At 44.1% G+C, this 17,894-nt stretch carries 12 protein-coding genes; 7 read left to right on the top strand and 5 right to left on the bottom strand.

Annotated features, from left to right (window positions below):
* Positions 1 to 288 precede the first annotated feature (288 nt).
* Entirely contained in the window at positions 289 to 2,097 is a 1,809-nt protein-coding gene (locus tag D0C36_RS21370) for a MutS-related protein (protein WP_158557176.1), read from the bottom strand.
* A gap of 74 nt (positions 2,098 to 2,171) precedes the next feature.
* On the opposite strand from D0C36_RS21370, the gene rlmH reads away from it, so the two are divergent.
* From rlmH to D0C36_RS21390, 3 genes are all read left to right on the top strand, one after another.
* Positions 2,172 to 2,645: a 23S rRNA (pseudouridine(1915)-N(3))-methyltransferase RlmH gene (gene rlmH, locus D0C36_RS21375; RefSeq protein ID WP_117393763.1), complete on the top strand. Its 474-nt coding sequence runs from the start codon at positions 2,172 to 2,174 to the stop codon at positions 2,643 to 2,645.
* Positions 2,646 to 2,750: 105 nt separating this feature from the next.
* On the top strand, positions 2,751 to 3,668 hold the full coding sequence (locus D0C36_RS21380) for a cation diffusion facilitator family transporter (RefSeq protein ID WP_199502107.1): 918 nt from the start codon (positions 2,751 to 2,753) through the stop codon (positions 3,666 to 3,668).
* Positions 3,669 to 3,979: 311 nt separating this feature from the next.
* Entirely contained in the window at positions 3,980 to 4,399 is a 420-nt protein-coding gene (locus D0C36_RS21390) for a Dabb family protein (protein ID WP_117393765.1), read from the top strand.
* Between the two features lie 189 nt (positions 4,400 to 4,588).
* Here D0C36_RS21390 and D0C36_RS21395 read toward each other — a convergent pair whose 3' ends face one another.
* The gene (locus D0C36_RS21395; RefSeq protein WP_117393766.1) at positions 4,589 to 7,216 is read right to left on the bottom strand and encodes a TonB-dependent receptor domain-containing protein; all 2,628 of its coding nucleotides are present in this window, start codon (positions 7,214 to 7,216) and stop codon (positions 4,589 to 4,591) included.
* Between the two features lie 416 nt (positions 7,217 to 7,632).
* The gene (leuS, locus tag D0C36_RS21400) at positions 7,633 to 10,503 is read right to left on the bottom strand and encodes a leucine--tRNA ligase (RefSeq protein WP_117393767.1); all 2,871 of its coding nucleotides are present in this window, start codon (positions 10,501 to 10,503) and stop codon (positions 7,633 to 7,635) included.
* Between the two features lie 174 nt (positions 10,504 to 10,677).
* Between leuS and D0C36_RS21405 the strand changes: the two genes are divergently transcribed.
* Both D0C36_RS21405 and D0C36_RS21410 read left to right on the top strand, forming a co-directional pair.
* Complete coding sequence (locus D0C36_RS21405) at positions 10,678 to 11,061, top strand: DUF1634 domain-containing protein (protein WP_117393768.1); 384 nt, start codon at positions 10,678 to 10,680, stop codon at positions 11,059 to 11,061.
* Between the two features lie 40 nt (positions 11,062 to 11,101).
* Positions 11,102 to 11,317 carry a KTSC domain-containing protein gene (locus D0C36_RS21410; RefSeq protein ID WP_117393984.1) on the top strand — a complete coding sequence of 72 codons (216 nt, stop codon included), beginning with the start codon at positions 11,102 to 11,104 and terminating at the stop codon, positions 11,315 to 11,317.
* A 3-nt stretch (positions 11,318 to 11,320) separates the two neighbouring features.
* Here D0C36_RS21410 and D0C36_RS21415 read toward each other — a convergent pair whose 3' ends face one another.
* Positions 11,321 to 13,768: an outer membrane beta-barrel protein gene (locus D0C36_RS21415; protein ID WP_117393769.1), complete on the bottom strand. Its 2,448-nt coding sequence runs from the start codon at positions 13,766 to 13,768 to the stop codon at positions 11,321 to 11,323.
* A gap of 198 nt (positions 13,769 to 13,966) precedes the next feature.
* Between D0C36_RS21415 and D0C36_RS21420 the strand changes: the two genes are divergently transcribed.
* Complete coding sequence (locus D0C36_RS21420; protein WP_117393770.1) at positions 13,967 to 15,253, top strand: alpha/beta fold hydrolase; 1,287 nt, start codon at positions 13,967 to 13,969, stop codon at positions 15,251 to 15,253.
* Between the two features lie 267 nt (positions 15,254 to 15,520).
* Here D0C36_RS21420 and D0C36_RS21425 read toward each other — a convergent pair whose 3' ends face one another.
* A complete protein-coding gene (locus D0C36_RS21425; protein ID WP_117393985.1) occupies positions 15,521 to 15,991 on the bottom strand; it encodes a DinB family protein in 471 nt (156 codons plus the stop codon).
* A 94-nt stretch (positions 15,992 to 16,085) separates the two neighbouring features.
* Here D0C36_RS21425 and D0C36_RS21430 point away from each other — a divergent pair, with 94 nt between their 5' ends.
* A complete protein-coding gene (locus tag D0C36_RS21430; protein WP_233524545.1) occupies positions 16,086 to 17,855 on the top strand; it encodes a DUF885 domain-containing protein in 1,770 nt (589 codons plus the stop codon).
* Positions 17,856 to 17,894 lie beyond the last annotated feature (39 nt).

Consider the following 17,894-nt stretch of genomic DNA (forward strand, 5'->3'; position numbering starts at 1 on the left):
TTTACGGGATGAGATGCAATTGCCCTGCCAAAAGATATTGCTAAAATATACGGCGACCAATTAAGCCTACTACGGCAATAGCATGAGCAATAAAGGCCACTATGGCGGTAAATGCCGGGATAGTTAAGAGAGTTATCATGGTGATTTTGGGTTTTGTTTACAACACAAAAGTGTATCAAAACCAACCCCCATGGTTAGCTTTATTAGGCGAACGGGCGCAAATTGTCGGTAAAAGTATCCTTTGGCAGAATAAGTAAAGCTGTTTTGGCGGTTGGGGATTTTTGCCGGCTACTCCGGCTGTACATTAATGCCAATCTGTTTCAGCAGGAGCGAGGCATTAAAGGTTTTGCACTCGCCGTGCTTTAGTTTATAGTCAAACAGCATTTCGCCTTCTTTTACTTGGATATCAAAGTAGTAGTTGCGTACATAGTCGGGGTATTTATCTTCCAGGCGGGCAATCTGCAGGTCGTGGGTAGCTACCATGCCTACACCTTTTTTGGCAATGAGTTGTTCTATCACAGCCTTGCTGCCCAGGTATTTATCCATAGAGTTGGTGCCGCGTAGCATCTCATCAATCAAAAAGAAAACACGGTGTTCATGCTCAACAGCAGCTAAAAGCATCTGCAGGCGATCTAATTCGGCTTTAAAGGTTGAGGTGCTTTCGTTAAGCGAATCTTTGATACGCATGTAACTCACAATAGTGATAACCGATACTTCCATAGCCGATGCGCAAACCGGTGCGCCACTCAGCGCCAGCACGGTATTAATGCCGATGGTACGCAGGAAAGTACTTTTACCCGCCATGTTAGATCCGGTAATGATATCTATCTTAAAAGCATCCTGCAGGTCATAATCATTATCAACCCGTTTGCCGCGAATAAGCGGGTGGGCAATGTTTTTAGCGGTAAGGGTATAACCCTCAGTATCGGCAATGGTTGGATAAACCCACTCAGGATAGTTAATGGCCGGTACAGCAATGCTGATGAGCGCTTCAAACTCGGCAATTACATCAAAGGCTTCCTCAAAATTTTGATGGTTATTGCGCTTCCAGTTTTCGATAAGGATGATCTGTTTAAGCGCCCACAAGAAGAATACATTTAAAATAAACCCAACTATCATGATGAGGCTATAGCTGAGCTTGTTGATCAGTTTGGACAGCTCGGTTATGTTCTTTGAAGTTTGATTTACCTTAAGCTTCTCATAAAGCTCTGTACACCGCTTTGATTGCCATTGTTTACTTTCAATGGCCTCAAATACAACAGCATAACTGGCCAGTACATCACTTATTTTACCGGCAACCGCCCCTGCTTTTAATATATAACTGCCTTTTGAGAACAATATAAGCATGTTGGCAATTGCTACGGCGATGGCAACAAGGATAAATACAGGAGATAAAAAACTGCCGGCAAGCACCATCGCCAATAATAAAAATGGCGCTATTTTAATATAGATGCTCAGCCACTTTTCGCCCGATAGGTGCAATGGTGTGCCGAGATATATAAACAAGCGTTTGGTTTGGTCTATATCTTCTTTACCGGCAAATAATAGTTTGGTTTGCGTATTTACTTTCCAGTCGTTATTGGCAGCAATTTCTTTCACCGCATCCTGGCGTTGCAAAATGGTTGATTTATCGGCAGGAGCGCTTAACCAAGCCGCCAGTTTATCGTTTCCGGCTGATGTGGCCGTACGGTTAATGAGATTATACAGCGATGCATTGCCAAAAATATCGAGGTCTGAAGTATAAAAATGCTTCTCGTTACCGTAGCGTTGGCCGTTATTGTACAAGTTGCCCTGGGTGTTGATGCTATCCAACTCGTTAAGGTTTACACGTTCCAGGTCGAGGTAGTAATCGCGCAGGCGCTCGTATTTGCCTTGTTGGGCAACCAGCGCCGTAAATGCGGCCAGCAATATTATCACACCCACGCCAAGTACTACAAAATTATCCTGCTGAACGGTGAGATAAACCACAAATATCATCAGCGCAAAAACGCCCAAACGCAGCAGCGAGTAAGTATTGGCTTCCTTTTTATAGTGGTCGGCTTGCTGCTTTGCCTTAGCGGCAGCATCTTCGTAGTTAGCAATTATGGTTTGTTGCACAGATATAGGTATTTTTGCAGCTTCAATTTTACAACAATAAGATAACATATCCACGCAAATAGTTACAGCAAGGCATGAAGATAACTTTCATTACCGTTGGTAAAACCGAAGACGCCTACCTTAAGGAAGGTATCGAGAAATATGTTAAACGCCTTAAGCACTACACAAAACTTGAACTTTTTGACCTGCCCGAACTAAAAAATACCAAGGCCCTTACCGAAGACCAGCAGAAAACCAAAGAGGCCGAAATGATCCTGAAAAAAGTTACCCCGCAAGACCATCTTATCCTGCTTGATGAGGGCGGCGTGGAATACACTTCGGTGCAATTTGCTAACTACATCAACAAACGCTCGGTAAGTTCATCGGCCAATATCATTTTTGTGGTAGGCGGGCCGTATGGCTTCCACGAATCCGTTTACCAACGGGCAAATGACAAGCTATCGCTTAGCCGCATGACTTTCTCGCATCAGATGGTGCGTTTGTTTTTTGTGGAACAGCTGTACCGTGCTTATACCATAATTAAGGGGGAGCCTTATCATCATCAGTAGATGTGCAGATTTTAAATGTGCAGGTGTGCAGATGCACCTTAGTATGACAGAGATTATTAGATTAATTTGCACATTTGCATATCTGCACATTAGCACATCTAAAACATGCACATGCACAGTCACGACCACTCGCACCACCACGATCACGCGCCCAAGCTTGATCATCTGAATGCTGCCTTTATCTGGGGTATTATCCTCAACTCGGCCTTTGTAGTGATAGAAGTGATCTATGGATTGATCAGCGGTTCGCTGGCTTTGTTGACCGATGCAGGGCATAACCTCAGTGATGTGGCTTCACTTGCGCTGGCGCTGCTGGCTTTTAAACTGGCTAAGGCAAAATCAAATAAAAATTATACTTACGGCTATAAGCGCTCAACCATCATTGTATCGTTTTTTAATGCGGTGATATTGGTTGTTGCCGTAGGCTTTATCATTTACGAGGCCGTTATGCGCTTTATGCATCCCGAGCCGTTAGCCGGCGGTACAATTGCATGGGTGGCGCTGGCTGGTATAGCCGTTAATGGTTTTACCGCCTGGCTGTTTATGAAAGATAAAGACAGCGACTTGAACGTAAAGGGTGCCTACCTGCACATGGCGGTTGATGCCATTGTATCATTAGGAGTGGTGATATCGGGTGTGATCATCTACTTTACCGGCCTGGCCTGGATAGACAGCGTGGTAAGTATCATTATCGGTATTGTTATCCTTGCCGGTACCTGGAGTTTGTTGAAAGACAGTCTTCGCCTGGAGATGGATGGTGTACCGAAGGATATCGACCTGCAAAAAATTAAAGCCGAGTTATTGAAAGCCGATGGAGTGGTTGATATTCATCACATGCACGTTTGGGCGCTAAGCACTACCGAGAATGCATTAACTGCCCACTTGGTTGTGAGCCCCGATAACATGAATAAGTTTGACGAGATCAAACACGATCTGCGCCACAGGTTAGAGCATCTGTCTATTACCCATAGCACTTTTGAGCCTGAGTTTAGTACGGAGAAGTGCGAACAGCCGGATTGTTAGAACTTCCGTTTTTATGGGAAATCGGAAAGTTGCCAAAATCATTTTACTGTTCTTTGCACTTCTTCAGCTTGTTGGCTGTGTTGTTTTGTTGACGAGAGTTTTAGACCTTGAATTTGAGTTTATTAATGAGTTATTAGCTATCGTATTATTGATGGCAATTATTTACTACGTTGTTTACCTTGTAGTATTAATTTTGCATATCAAACGCACTATTGGCCTCTGCCGAATTGTGTTCCTGTCGTTGTTTTGTTTTCTTCCTGTAATACTCGTCTTGTGGTTATATTTGTTAAGAGTCCATATCAATAAGCCTTATGAAAACTACCCGTCGTAAATTTATTGCCACTGCTGCTGCTGTTACCGCCGGTACGGCTGTAGCATCGGCCATGCCATCAATTATAAAACCTGTAAATATGATAAGCAAGTACCCAATTGTTCACCACGTATTTTTCTGGCTTAAAAACCCTGGCTCGGTTGAAGACCGCGACAAGATCATAGCCGGACTGAAAACCCTGCGCAAAATTGATACTATAAAAGAACTACGCATAGGCGTTGTTGCCAGCACCGAGAAACGCGATGTTGTTGATAACAGCTGGGGCGTATCTGAGCTGATGTTCTTTGAGAACCTCGAAGGCCAGGCCACTTATCAAAGCCACCCTATCCACCAGGAGTTTATTAAAAACTGCAGCCACCTTTGGGAAAAGGTTGTGGTTTATGATGCGATGGATGTGTAGGTATCTGTCATAAACGACACTTACCCACAACACGTCATTGCGAGGTACGAAGCAATCTCTTCAGGACAAATTAGCACCTTGCATAAGGGATTTGCTTAAAGAGATTGCTTCGTGCCTCGCAATGACGCTATGTCAAAATGAAAGCCCCGATAGTTTTACTATCGGGGCTTTCTTTATTAAGAGCAAATATTAGCGTCCGCCGTTGCCGCCGCCGCCCATGCCGCCACCTTGCTGGTCGCCGCCTTGTATCTGGTCGTCGTTGTTAACGCCTTTCTTTTTCTGGCCCGGATTAGGTGCTTTAAAGCTCATTTTACCGAAGCTGTAGCTAAACGTGATACCGAAAGATTGGAAAGGGAATTGCGTTTTAGAAACCTGGCTAAAGCCCGGGCTTGATATATTCTGGTTAAATGCTTTATTAACTGCAAATGGTTGTACTGTATTGAAACCGAGTGAAGCTTTTTTGTTCATGAATTGTTTCTTCACGCCAAATGCATAAATACCGAATGACGGGCTTGCACCTTGTATAGTACGGCGCGGAGAATTTATAAAACCAAAGGCTTCAAAAATAAAGTCTTTAGGGAAGTTGTATGTTGCACTACCAAACATGGTGTACATGTACTGGGTTTTTATTGCATCGGTGTTGATGTAATTTGCAAACTCGGTGTACACGCTTGGGTTATAAGTGAACACGTTTACGCTACCTCTTATAGTTAAAGGCTTAAACGGATTTACCGAACCAAAAAAGCTTGCGCCCCATGAGTTGTTCAACGCTGCGTTACGTTGTATGGTACGTGTACCTATAACAGTATCTATTTTAGCGCCTGTTTGGATATACTCGGTAAGTGGCTGTGCCAATCCTTCTATTAGGTCGCTTGTTCTTTTGTAGTAAACAGAGAAGTTTAAAACAGACGATTTGATGAACGTATTGTAGTTTAACTCAATTGTTTGTGAAACTTCAGGAGCAAGGTTAGGATTACCTACTGATTGCGCCTGGATGTTAGCCCTGTTGATGAACGGATTTAATACCTGCAGGCTTGGGCGCTGGATACGCTTGCTGTATGATAATTTAAAGGTATTTGTACCTATTACTTTTTGTATGGTAAGGCTTGGGATATAAGTATTATAGCTTGCATTAAAAGGTTTCAGATCCTGTTGGTTTGCCTCGCTTGCAAAAGGTGTTTTCGGGTCACCGGCTATTTGTGTGTTCTCATACCTGAAACCTGCTAATACCGAGTAGTTTTTAGGCAGTGTAATGGTGAATACACCGTAACCAGCGTAAACGTTTTGTTTGTAATCGTAAAGGTTTGAGTTTAAGGCATCAATTACCTGGTTGTAACCAAGTGAATCTACCGAGTAAATGTTGTAATCGCTATTGATGCGCCTTTGGATAGTTTTACCACCTGCCTCTAATTTTAACGTTTTGTTGATAGGCAAGGCGTAATCGGCCTGTAAGGTGTACTCATTGTTTTTACCATTGTTATCACCCTTTTGGCTTGGTTGCGGTGCCGCTTTGCCGGTATTTGGCTGGGCTGCAAATAAGCTCGTATAATCTGTTTTGATTATGCTGTGGCTCCATTGGCCAGATACGGTGATCTCGTGACCTTCTTTTTTAAACTTATGGGTATAATCAAGGTTCCAGTCAAAGCCGCTAAATTTGTTACGGTTGGTGCTGTTACCAAAATAATTTATGTTTTTGGCCGAATCAATATAATTCTTAATGCTGTAGTCGCCACCACCGTTTGTGTTAAAACCACCATCGTTTAAAGCCAGCGTGCTGTTAATGCTGTTAAAGCCATTAAACTCGTAACCAGCAGTTAAAGTACCTCTTACGCCATGGCGTTTTGTCTTGTTAGCAGTATTGTTTTGGTTAAGCTGATTTACGGCATCTTTGGCAGGTGTTGAACCCGAAGCAGGGATAGCCGGGGTATTAATGGTTTGCGTAAATTCGCTTGTCATGGTTTGTGGCCATGTAAGATTACCGCCTATGTTAGCAGAAAAATTAAAACGGTTCTTGTTATAATTTAAGTTCATGTTACCGTTGTTTTGGCGTGTACCTACACCACCGCTAACAGAACCGCTTATGCCCGATGCATTTTTGGTTTTGGTGATAATGTTGATGATACCACCAGAACCTTCTGCATCATATTTTGCAGATGGAGAGGTAACAACTTCAATGTTTTTAATTTGGTCTGCAGGGATGGTTTTTAACACATCACTTAAGCTGGCAGAAGTAGCGCCAGATGGTTTACCGTTGATCAATACACGAACGTTTTGGTCGCCGCGGATGGCTACGTTACCATTCATATCAACCGATACCAGTGGAACTTTTTGTAAAACGTCTGTAGCGTTACCACCGGTTGATGTTACATCTTTTTCGGCGTTATAAACTATCTTATCAATTTTATTCTCGATAAGTGCAGCCTGACCAACTACCTGTACCTCTTTAAGTGCAGTAGCACTTGGTTTTAGCAGGATAGTGCCCATGTTGTTATCCGGCTTTGCAGCAGTAGTTTCAACAGGGTCAAAAGTCCTGGCAGGGTAGCCGATAAAAGATACGCTGATCTTGTATTTACCGGTTTTAATACCGTTGAACTGGAAGTTACCGTTGCCATCTGTCAGCACACCGGTTACTGGTGTTGTGCCGCCGCTTTTAAATAAGCTAATGGTTGCATAGTCTACCGGTTTCTTGGTCAGCGAGTCGATGACCTTGCCCGATATTTTGCCCACAATGTTTGAGCCGCCGCCACCCATTGGGATCTGTGCGTTGGCTGTAAATGCAGCACAAATAACTATAATAAGTAAAAGTATTCGTTTCATAATTTGAGCGTTTCGTAATTTGAGGCGAAAATGCTCAAAATGTTACAGCCGTTTCCGCGGAAATTAAAAAATTGTTAGAGTTGTAATGTATATGTTACACTAAGATGATGATAGGTAGGGAGTTGAGGGGGGTGTAGACCCGACCGCGTCATTGCGAGCGATAGCGTGGCAATCCTCAATATGCATATCTTGTCCTAAAGAGATTGCCACGTCGCTGTCGCTCCTCGCAATGACGGAATGGTTAACAACAACAAAGCCCTTGCCTGCAGGCAAGGGCTTTGTTGTTGTATAAAAATGTCATTTCGAGCGAGCCATGTGGCGGCATGTGCGATAGCGGCGACGAGAAATCTTCTGCATGCGACACTTACGGCGAAGAAGATTTCTCACTGTCGTTCGAAATGACAGATTTTAATAAATTACACCACCACGTTCACAATTCTGCCTTTTACAACAATTACTTTCTTAGGGGCTTTGCCGTCAAGGTGTTTTTGTACATCGGCGTGGGCTAATACTGCAGCTTCTACATCAGCAGCTTCCATAGTTAATGGCAGGCTGATGTTGGTGCGTACTTTACCGTTGAATGATATAGGGTAAGCAAACTCATCCTCAACCAAATACTCCGGCTGGAATTTTGGGTAAGTTGCCGTTGATATAGTCCCCTCAGCATTACCCAATAACGACCATAGTTCCTCTGCAATGTGTGGTGCGTAAGGTGCCAGCACGATAACCAGGTTTTCCAGTATGGCGCGTTTGTTACATTTAAGATCAGTTAGCTCGTTAACGGCTATCATGAAACTGGATACCGAAGTATTAAACGAGAAACGCTCGATATCTTCTTCTACTTTCTTGATGATCTTGTGTAAGGCCTTCAACTCTGCCTTGGTAGGTGCATCGTTTGAAACTGTGAAATTCCAGTTAGCATCATGGAACAGTCTCCAGAATTTACGCAGGAATTTGAATACACCCTCGATACCGTTGGTATTCCATGGCTTGCTTTGCTCCAGCGGACCAAGGAACATTTCGTACATACGCAAGGTATCGGCACCATAACGCTCAATCAGATCATCGGGGTTAACCACGTTGAACTTTGATTTCGACATTTTTTCGACCTCAACGCCGCAGATGTATTTGCCGTTTTCCAGAATAAACTCCGCGTCGGCAAAATCTTCTCTCCATGCTTTAAACTTGTTGATGTTTAGTATATCATTTTCAACAATGTTCACATCAACGTGGATAGGAGAGGTTTTATGTTCTTTTATTAAGCCGTGCGATACAAAAGTGTTGGTACCTCTGCCTTCCGCATCAATTAAGCGGTACACAAAGTTACTCCTTCCCTGTATCATCCCCTGGTTGATCAATTTCTTGAAAGGCTCTTCCTCAATTGCCTTACCAATATCTTTCAGGAATTTGTTCCAGAAACGGCTGTACAGCAGGTGACCGGTAGCGTGCTCGCTGCCGCCAATGTAAAGATCAACATCTTTCCAGTACTCAATGGCTTTTTCTGATGCAAACTCAGTGTTGTTATCCGCATCCATATAGCGGTACCAGTACCAACTGCTGCCCGCCCAACCCGGCATGGTGCTTAGCTCGTAAGAATAAGTTTCGTCTTGATTCTCGTCTCTTGATTCCTGACTCTGGTAGCTCCAGTCTGTAGCGCGGCCCAACGGTGGTTCGCCGGTTTCGGTTGGCAGGTATTTATCAATCTCAGGTAATAATAAAGGCAATTCGCTTTCCTGTATCAGTTGCGGCAAACCATCTTTAAAGTAAACCGGTACAGGCTCGCCCCAGTAACGCTGGCGGCCAAAAATGGCGTCGCGCATCCTGAAGTTCACTTTGGCTTTACCCAAACCAACTTCTTCCAGTTTGGCAACAACAGCAGCAGTTGCTTCTTTGTAGCCTAAGCCATTGATAAAATCACTATTTACGTACTTGCCCTCTTTAGTTGGGTCGGCTTCGGTTTCTATATTTTGAATATCGATGATCTGGATGATCGGCAGATCAAAATGCTTAGCGAACAGGTAATCGCGCTGGTCGCCGCTTGGTACAGCCATTACGGCACCGGTACCGTAGCCTGCCAATACATAATCAGCGATCCACACAGGGATCTTATCCCCGTTAAGCGGGTTAGTTACATAGCTGCCCGTAAATGCGCCTGATACGGTTTTAGTATCGGCCATACGGTCCAACTCGCTTTTCTTTTTAGTTTGGGCGATGTAGGCGTCAATATCGGCTTTTTGCTCCGCTGTGGTTAACTCAGCAACCAACTCATGCTCGGGAGCGATAACAAGGAAGCTTACGCCGAAGATGGTGTCCACCCTTGTAGTAAAGACTTCGATGTAAGAAGGAGTGCCGGTGTCAGTGCCGGTTGCCGGAGAAATTCCCGCACCCTCACTCGCATCCAAAACTTCTTCCAACGGAAATTTCACGCTCGCACCCACACTTTTGCCTATCCAGTTGCGCTGCATCTCTTTCAGCGGCTCAGGCCAGTCAATTTTGTCCAAACCTTGTAACAGGCGTTCGGCGTAGGCGGTGATGCGCATGCTCCACTGCATCATTTTCTTTTGCTCAACAGGGTAGCCGCCGCGCTCGCTAAAGCCGTCTTTTACCTCGTCGTTTGCCAATACGGTACCCAGGGCGGCACACCAGTTAACGGTGCTCTCGCGCAGGTAGGTAAGGCGGTATTTTAATAACTCTTCCTGCTTTGCTTTTTCTGAAAAAGCTTTCCATTCATCGGCTGTAAAGGCCAAAGTATCTTCGTCGCTAACGGCTACAATACCTGCAGAGCCATTGCTCTCAAAGTGGGCAACCAGGCTGTCAATACTTTCTGCTTTCTCGGCAGCTTTATTATACCAGCTATTGAATAGCTGCATAAAGATCCACTGCGTCCATTTATAATAATCCGGGGAACTGGTGCGTACCTCGCGGCTCCAGTCGAAAGAGAAACCTATCTGATCCAGCTGGCGGCGGTAGGTGTTAATGTTGGCTTCGGTAGTAAGCGACGGGTGCTGGCCTGTCTGTATAGCGTATTGCTCTGCCGGTAAACCAAAACTATCATACCCCATTGGGTGCAATACGTTAAAGCCTTTGTTACGTTTGTAACGCGCAAAAATATCAGAAGCGATATAGCCCAGCGGGTGGCCAACATGCAGCCCCGCACCCGATGGGTAAGGGAACATATCAAGCACGTAATACTTTGGCTTGCTGCTGTTGTTATCGGCTCTAAACGTGTTGTTATCAGCCCAAAACTGCTGCCACTTCTTCTCTATATCTTTAAATTGATAATCCATGTGTTGTTTACCGGTTTGAGGTTGCGAAAATAGTAAAAACTGCTTACAGATTAACCTTTTGGCCGCCGATTACAGAAAGTCTATATATCAGGTAGTTTAACATTAAAGTTGGCAGACAGTATTTTAACGGTTATTTTCGGCCTGTACCATCAACGGCGACCGCCAAATTAACCGATGTTAAAGAACTTTAAGGACAAAGATATGCAGGCTGTAATAGGCTGGGTGCTCCGCGCAGGGGTATTGATATCTATGCTTATTGTTTTTATTGGTGGCTGCGTTTACATTTCAAGGCACGGGAGAACGGTTGCCAACTACCACGAGTTTAAGGGTGTACCTGCTTTTATACAAACGGCAAGCGGTATATTCCACGGTATTATTACCGGCCGGGGCAGGGCCATTATCCAATTCGGTATTATTTTGCTGATAGCTACGCCTATTGTGAGAGTGATATTCTCGGCCATTGGTTTTATTCTCGAAAAAGACCACCTGTACACCGCCATCACCTTTATAGTACTACTCATCATTATTTCCAGCGCTTTAAGCGGGCATGCAGGTTAATTTTTTGCAAACCATACATATTCAGGCATGTTATAATTATATGCGAAGGCATAAAGTAGAGTCATCGGCTTTGGAGAGTATTGGTTATGATGCCGGTAAGCAGATCCTCGAACTCGAGTTCAGGGATAACCATAGCGTGTGGCAATACTTCGGTATCAGGCCATCAACCTACCGCAAATTCATTAGTGCTGAGTCATTAGGCAGATACTTTGTTAAGCGGATAAAGGGCCGTTACCCCGAACTAAAGTTGATCTAACAATTAATTGCCTATACGTTTTTGCTCGTCCTCGCTGCCTGTGCGGTGGCGCGCGGCGCCTTTAACTGTTGATTTACCAAAACGATAGCTGAAGTTTACCGAAAGGATACGGTACTCGCGCCAATCTACAGTAGACCTGTTAAGGTTTTGATAGGTGGTATATGCCCTGTCGCGGCGGGTTTTAAAAATGTCCAGAAGAGTGACGCTCAATTTTCCCAGTTTATTTAAAACCGGCATGCTTAAGCCTGCATTGGCGTAATAAGCCGATTTGAAATTATTAATACCGTAAACGGTTGGTGTTTCATAAAAACCGTAGAGCTCGGCGCTTAGCCTGCTGCCCAGTTTAAAAGTTTGAGTAGTGTTAATAATTACATCGCCTGCGCTTTTGTCAAAATCGCCGTACTTAGGGTCGGCTATGTAGCGCTGGTATGAAGCATCAATATCATAATTGCTGTTCCACCAATTAGTGAATTTAACAGGTGCGTTAAATGCTATGCCTATAGAATGAGTACGGCCAAGGTTAACATCTGTATTAATGATCACTTTGGTAGCATCATTTTGCTGATAGAACGGGAAAGTTGCACCCGTGGCAAAGGATGCATACAACCTGGTGCTTATTTCCTGGTTGTAGGTATGCATCAAACTTAGCGTATTTGCATATACCGGCCTCAGGTAGGCATTGCCCGATTGATAGGTATAAACATCAATAAACGACAGGAAAGGGTTCAGCTTATCATAAGCCGGCCTTGCAATACCGCGGGTAAAATTAAGCGAGTAGTCGTTTTTATCATTCTGATGATATTCTATCTGTACGGTAGGGAACAGGTTAAAATAATCTCTTGGGGTGATATGACGCTTGGTTGGCGATTGCTCGCGATACGAGTCGCCCCGCGAGTTGGTGTATTCGGCCCTTACACCGGCGCTGATATCGGTTTTGCCGAATTTACCACTGTAGTTGATGTATCCCGCAGCAATTTTCTCGGTATAAATAAAGTGGTTGCTGTAGGTGGTATCAATAGTATAAGTATTTAATGAATCCACTTTAGGGCCAAAAATGAGGTTATTATCCGTTTTGGTGCTGCTGAATTTTACCCCTGCATCAATCTTGGCATTTTTACCCAGCGGATTGCTGTAATCCAACAATGCCGACCATATATTCACCTTAGTTGGCGATAAGTTCTGCAGCAATAACGGATTGCGGTATTGGGCGCCGGCTGCGTTATTAAAAGTATTAGTAATATATTCGTCAGAACCGCGTGCATTATTAGTATAGGTAACATTAGCGGCTAACGTGCGACCAGTAGCGTCCAGTTTACCGTTGTAGTTTAAGTTGTAACTAAAGGTATGGATATCCCTGTCAAGCGCCGAGTTGGCGCGAACGGTTGAATCAAGTGTGCCCTGGTTGTAAATGCTGAGGGTATTACGCTTATCAAAGGTAGCATTGTTGATATTGCCGCTCACCAAAAAGCCCAATGTGTGTGCATCAGACAAAAAGAAATCGGTACCTAATCTGAAATTGTTGGTAAAAGTTTCTGATGTGCTGCGGTACATGGTATTGTACTGGCTTTGCAGGCCGTTGTAATCAATACCGCGTTGGGTGTTAAAGTTTTTGAAAGCTTTGTTGGCTGTAAAATTATAGTTGCCAAAAATGTTGTAGTGTTTTGTGCGGCTGTTAAAGCTTATGCCGGTGTTGCCTTTATAATAGCGTCCATAGCCTGCACCTAAAGTAAAAGTGCCGTTAGTGCCGATGTTTTTACCTTTTTTAAGTACGATGTTAATTACACCACCAGCCGATGCATCATACCGGGGAGAGCCGCCGGTGATCACTTCCATACGGTCGATATTGCTGCCCTGGGTGCTTTTTAACAGCGCAGCCAGATCGGCACCGCTAAGGTTGGTAGCTTTGCCATCTATCAGTATCAATGCATCCTGGCGGCCGCTTACGCTGACTGCATCATTATTATCAACCTTTACACCCGGCGATTGCCTTAAGATGTCCAATGCCGATTGCCCGTCGGCAATGATGCTTGCCGAGGGGTTAATAATGGTTTTACCGGGCTTAACCTCAACATAGGCTTTGCGGGCTGTAACGGTAACGTCTTTTAATTGCGTGCTGATGGGTGTTAACTGTATTGCGGCTAATGAAATGTCAATATCTGCCTTAGTTTCAAAGTTAGGCGAATAGGCACGTTTATAACCCAGCATTGTTGCCAGTATCACATACTTCCCGGGTTTGATATTATTGAATTGAAAAGCGCCTTTAGCATCAACCAATGCCGAGGTGACAAGGGCTGAATCTGGCAGGTGTAACAGTATAGCAGTAGCTGCATCAGCAGGCTGATTGCTTTGTGTTGAAACACTGCCTCTTATAAGTGTGATACCGGTTTGGGCGTAACAAAAATTAATACATACCAGGAATGCCAAAAAAAAGCATCCACGTTTGAACTTCATTAAAATAGTTAGTAGAAATAGTCCGTATAGTTTCAGTTAAAAAGTTAAATGTAGCAACAATATCGCATGTTTAGCCATCCTTGCTGCTCTTTTTTACGAGAATTGTATCAGAAATGTTGCTTTATTTAAATTTGGGGCTCATAACTTTGTAATTTGTTATTTTAGTGCCTCAAATAATATAAGATCGTAACCGTGGGTATGAAGAAACTATACTTTTTAATAACTGCTCTGTTTTTAACTATAGGAGCTTTTGCACAAGCCGCACCGGCTAATTTTACCGCTGCTTTAAACAAGTTTAAAGTATACTACAACGGCGACAAGCCCGATAGTATTTTTAACATGTTCAGTACCGAAATGAAGGCTGCGCTGCCGCTTGATAAGTTTAAACCTACCACCATACAGTTAAAAAAACAATTAGGCAGCCTTAAAAGTGCCGAGCTGCTTAAATTCAGCGCACCGCTGGCCGTTTATAAAGCAACTTTTGATAATGCCATTTTTAACCTTAACATTTCTCTTGATGGCCAAAGCAGGTTAACAGGTTTATTGCTGAGCCCTTATGTTGACCAGGCAGCTACCGCCATGAAGATGGACCCGGGATTGAAAGAATCACCGATAATTTTGAAGACTCTGAGTGGTTCGGTATCCGGTACGCTTACCATGCCTGAGAATGCATCTGATAAAGTGCCGGTTGTGTTGATCATCGCCGGATCTGGCCCTACTGATCGCGATTGCAACAGCCCTAAACTTGGGCTAAGCACCAACGCCTATAAAATGCTGGCTAACGACCTGGGCAAAGCGGGTATTGCCACCGTGCGCTATGATAAACGCCTGGTAGGCCAAAGCGTAAGCTCAACCAAACAAAAGGAATTACGTTTTGAGGATTATGTTGACGATGCCGTTGGCCTGGTGCAGTTATTGGCTGATGATAAGCGTTTTTCTAAGGTGATCATCCTTGGTCACAGCGAGGGTTCATTGATAGGCCTGCTGGCCTGCCGCGATCAGCCGGTAAAAGCATTTATTTCTGTTGCCGGTGCCGGCCGCTCTGCCGACCTTATTGTTACTGAGCAGATGAAGGCCCAGCCTAAGTTTATCCAGGATAACTTTAAAACCATGCTGGATAGTTTGAAGAAAGGTAAATTTACTGAAAGTATCGACCCTAAAATATATGCTGTTGCCGGCCCCGAAGTACAGCCTTACCTGATGTCGTGGTTTAGGTATAACCCCGCCCGCGAGATTAAGAAAGTAAAAGCGCCTGTATTGCTACTGCAAGGCACCACCGACCTGCAGGTACCCGTAAGCGAAGCAGAGTTGCTCAAAAAAGCAAAATCTGACGCGCAACTGGTGATCATCCCTAACATGAACCACGTGCTTAAAGAAGCCCCTGCCGACAGGGAACAGAATCTTGCAACCTATAACAAGCCCGATCTGCCTCTGAAACCGGAACTGGTTACAAGTATTGTTACGTTTGTAAAGGGATTAAAATAGATGTGCAGATTTAAAATGTGCGAATGTGCAGATGAAATATTGGTTCGCAGTTCGCAAAGCCAAGAGTAATGTCATTTCGAACGAGCGACAGCGAGGAGAAATCCTGTTAGATAAAACAAGCGTACTTGCTTAGCAATAATAACAAGATTTATCTTCGATGAGCTCCACTTTGTTCCGGTTCTCCCCGATTCTCGTTCGAAATGACATCGTTTAATTATTTCTATAATAATCTGCACATCTAAAATTTGCACATCTGCATATCTTAAACTACTTCCAAATTCCCAGCAACCTTCTCAGCAGGATGATTTCTGAGGTATGGTAAGAATTATGATCACCTATTTGCAATGCTTCGCGCAGGATGCTTTGGCCGTCTCCGTGGGGGATGGGCTGGTAAATATCATCGCTTTTTAATAGTTCGATAAATGCTTTTCGGTCGGCTTTGATGGCGGCAACGGTTTTGTCCCATGCACCTTCTGCAGGTTCGGCTTCTTTTGGCCAGTAATCATCGGGCCATTTTGGCGATTGATGGTTGCCATCCTTACTAAACTCAAGCATATCCCATTGCGCAATACGAATGTGCTCGGTAAGTTGCCATATACTATATGGCAGGCCGTGCGGTTTTACGCCCAGTTTATCGGCAGGGATACCATCTAAAGCATCTTCCAATGTAGCATGTGCGCCGCCGCCTTCCAGTAGTTTTATCAGTTCTTTTATTAAAATGTCGTGATGGTTATTCATGGTATCGTGTTTTCTTGGTTTAACAATCCGGTTACAGGTTTGATTTATCGTGATCAAATTTTTAAGTTTATCACCAAAAGCAAAACCCATCATCGTGATAAAAAAAATACTCCTTTGTGCGCTATATGTATTGGCCTTTACCGCTTGTAAAAAAGACGGCGGCAACGGCATAGATAACGGCTTAAAAGACGACGGAACCTTTACCCGTTATGAAGACCATTTTCTGGAAGAGTTATGGAAACTTAACCCTGATTGGGCAACATCAGTAGGTTACCACAAATACGATAGCCTGTTGATTGTGCCAAATGCTAAAGCACGCGAAGCGCAGCTTAAATTTGCCAAAGTACAATTGGATTCGCTTAGTCGGTACGAACCGGCTTTGTTAACGGATAATAATAAGATAGACCACGCCGTAATGAAAAACCAGTTGGAATCGACCCAGTGGAATGTTGAACAATTGAAATCATACGAGTGGGATCCATCATCATACAACGTTACCGGCTCATTCGCATTTATCCTGAATGAACATTATGCGCCTTTGCAAAAGCGCCTGCGCAGTTTTTACCAGAAGATGGAGAATATCCCGGCTTATTATAAAGCTGCCGAACTGCAACTGAAAAACCCGGTGAAGGAACTTACCGACCTTGCCGTTGAACAAAACGAAGGTGGCCTCAGCATTTTTGAAGCCGACCTTGCCGATTCACTCAAAAAAAGCAAATTGCCCGATGCCGAGCAAAAGCAAATAACAGATCGTGCCAAATTATCTGCCGATGCCATCAAAGCCTACGTTGCTTATTTAAAGGCAATGAAGAACGATAAGCCCCGCAGTTTTCGCCTGGGAAAAGACTTGTATGAAGCTAAATTTAAATATGATATACAAGCCGAGGGTACTGCCCAGCAAACCTTTAATGCCGCCGTTGAGCGTAAGAAATACCTGCACAAAGAGATGGCCAAAATAAGCCGACAGCTTTGGCCTAAGTATTTTAAAACCGAGGCTGCGCCAAAAGATTCATTGGAGATGATAAGCCGCGTGATAGATACGTTATCGGCAAGCCATGTTAAGCCGGATGAGTTCCAGTCGGCAATTGAGAAGGAGATACCTAAGCTAACAGCCTTCATCAGGTCAAAAGACCTGGTAACGCTTGACCCAACTAAACCTTTGGTAGTGCGTAAAGAGCCTGCCTATATGGCGGGTGTGGCAGGTGCATCTATAAGCGCGCCGGGCCCTTATGATAAAACGGGTAATACCTATTACAATGTAGGGAGTTTAAAAGGCTGGTCGGCAGAGCGGGCAGAAAGCTACCTGCGCGAATACAACGATTATATCCTGCAGATCCTTTGTATCCACGAAGCTATCCCCGGCCACTATACCCAATTGGTTTATGCCAACAAAGCGCCGAGCATGATCAAATCTATATTAGGCAACGGTGCCATGGTTGAAGGCTGGGCTGTTTTTAGTGAGCAGGAAATGATGGATGCAGGTTTCGGCAATAACGCGCCCGAGATGCGCCTGATGTGGTACAAATGGCACTTACGCTCGGTTTGTAATACTATATTGGATTACAGTGTACACACCGGCAACATGACCAAAGAGCAGGCCGTGAAAATGCTAACCAAAGAAGCTTTTCAGCAACAAGCCGAGGCCGATGGAAAATGGAAGCGCGTAAGTGTTAGCAGCGTGCAGTTAACCAGTTATTTTACCGGTTACAAAGAGATCAATCAACTTTACCAGGACTGGCAAAAGAAACAAGCCGACAAGTTTAAAGTGAAAGACTTTAACGAGAAGTTCCTGAGCTATGGCAGCGCGCCGGTTAAGTTTATTAAGGAAGCAATGTTTGCCCCACCAAAAGCGGAAAAAAAGTAAAAATTAAAAAGTAAAAATTAAAAAGCCCGTCCTGTTTAT

This window comes from Mucilaginibacter conchicola, assembly GCF_003432115.1.
GTDB classification, from domain to species: domain Bacteria; phylum Bacteroidota; class Bacteroidia; order Sphingobacteriales; family Sphingobacteriaceae; genus Mucilaginibacter; species Mucilaginibacter conchicola.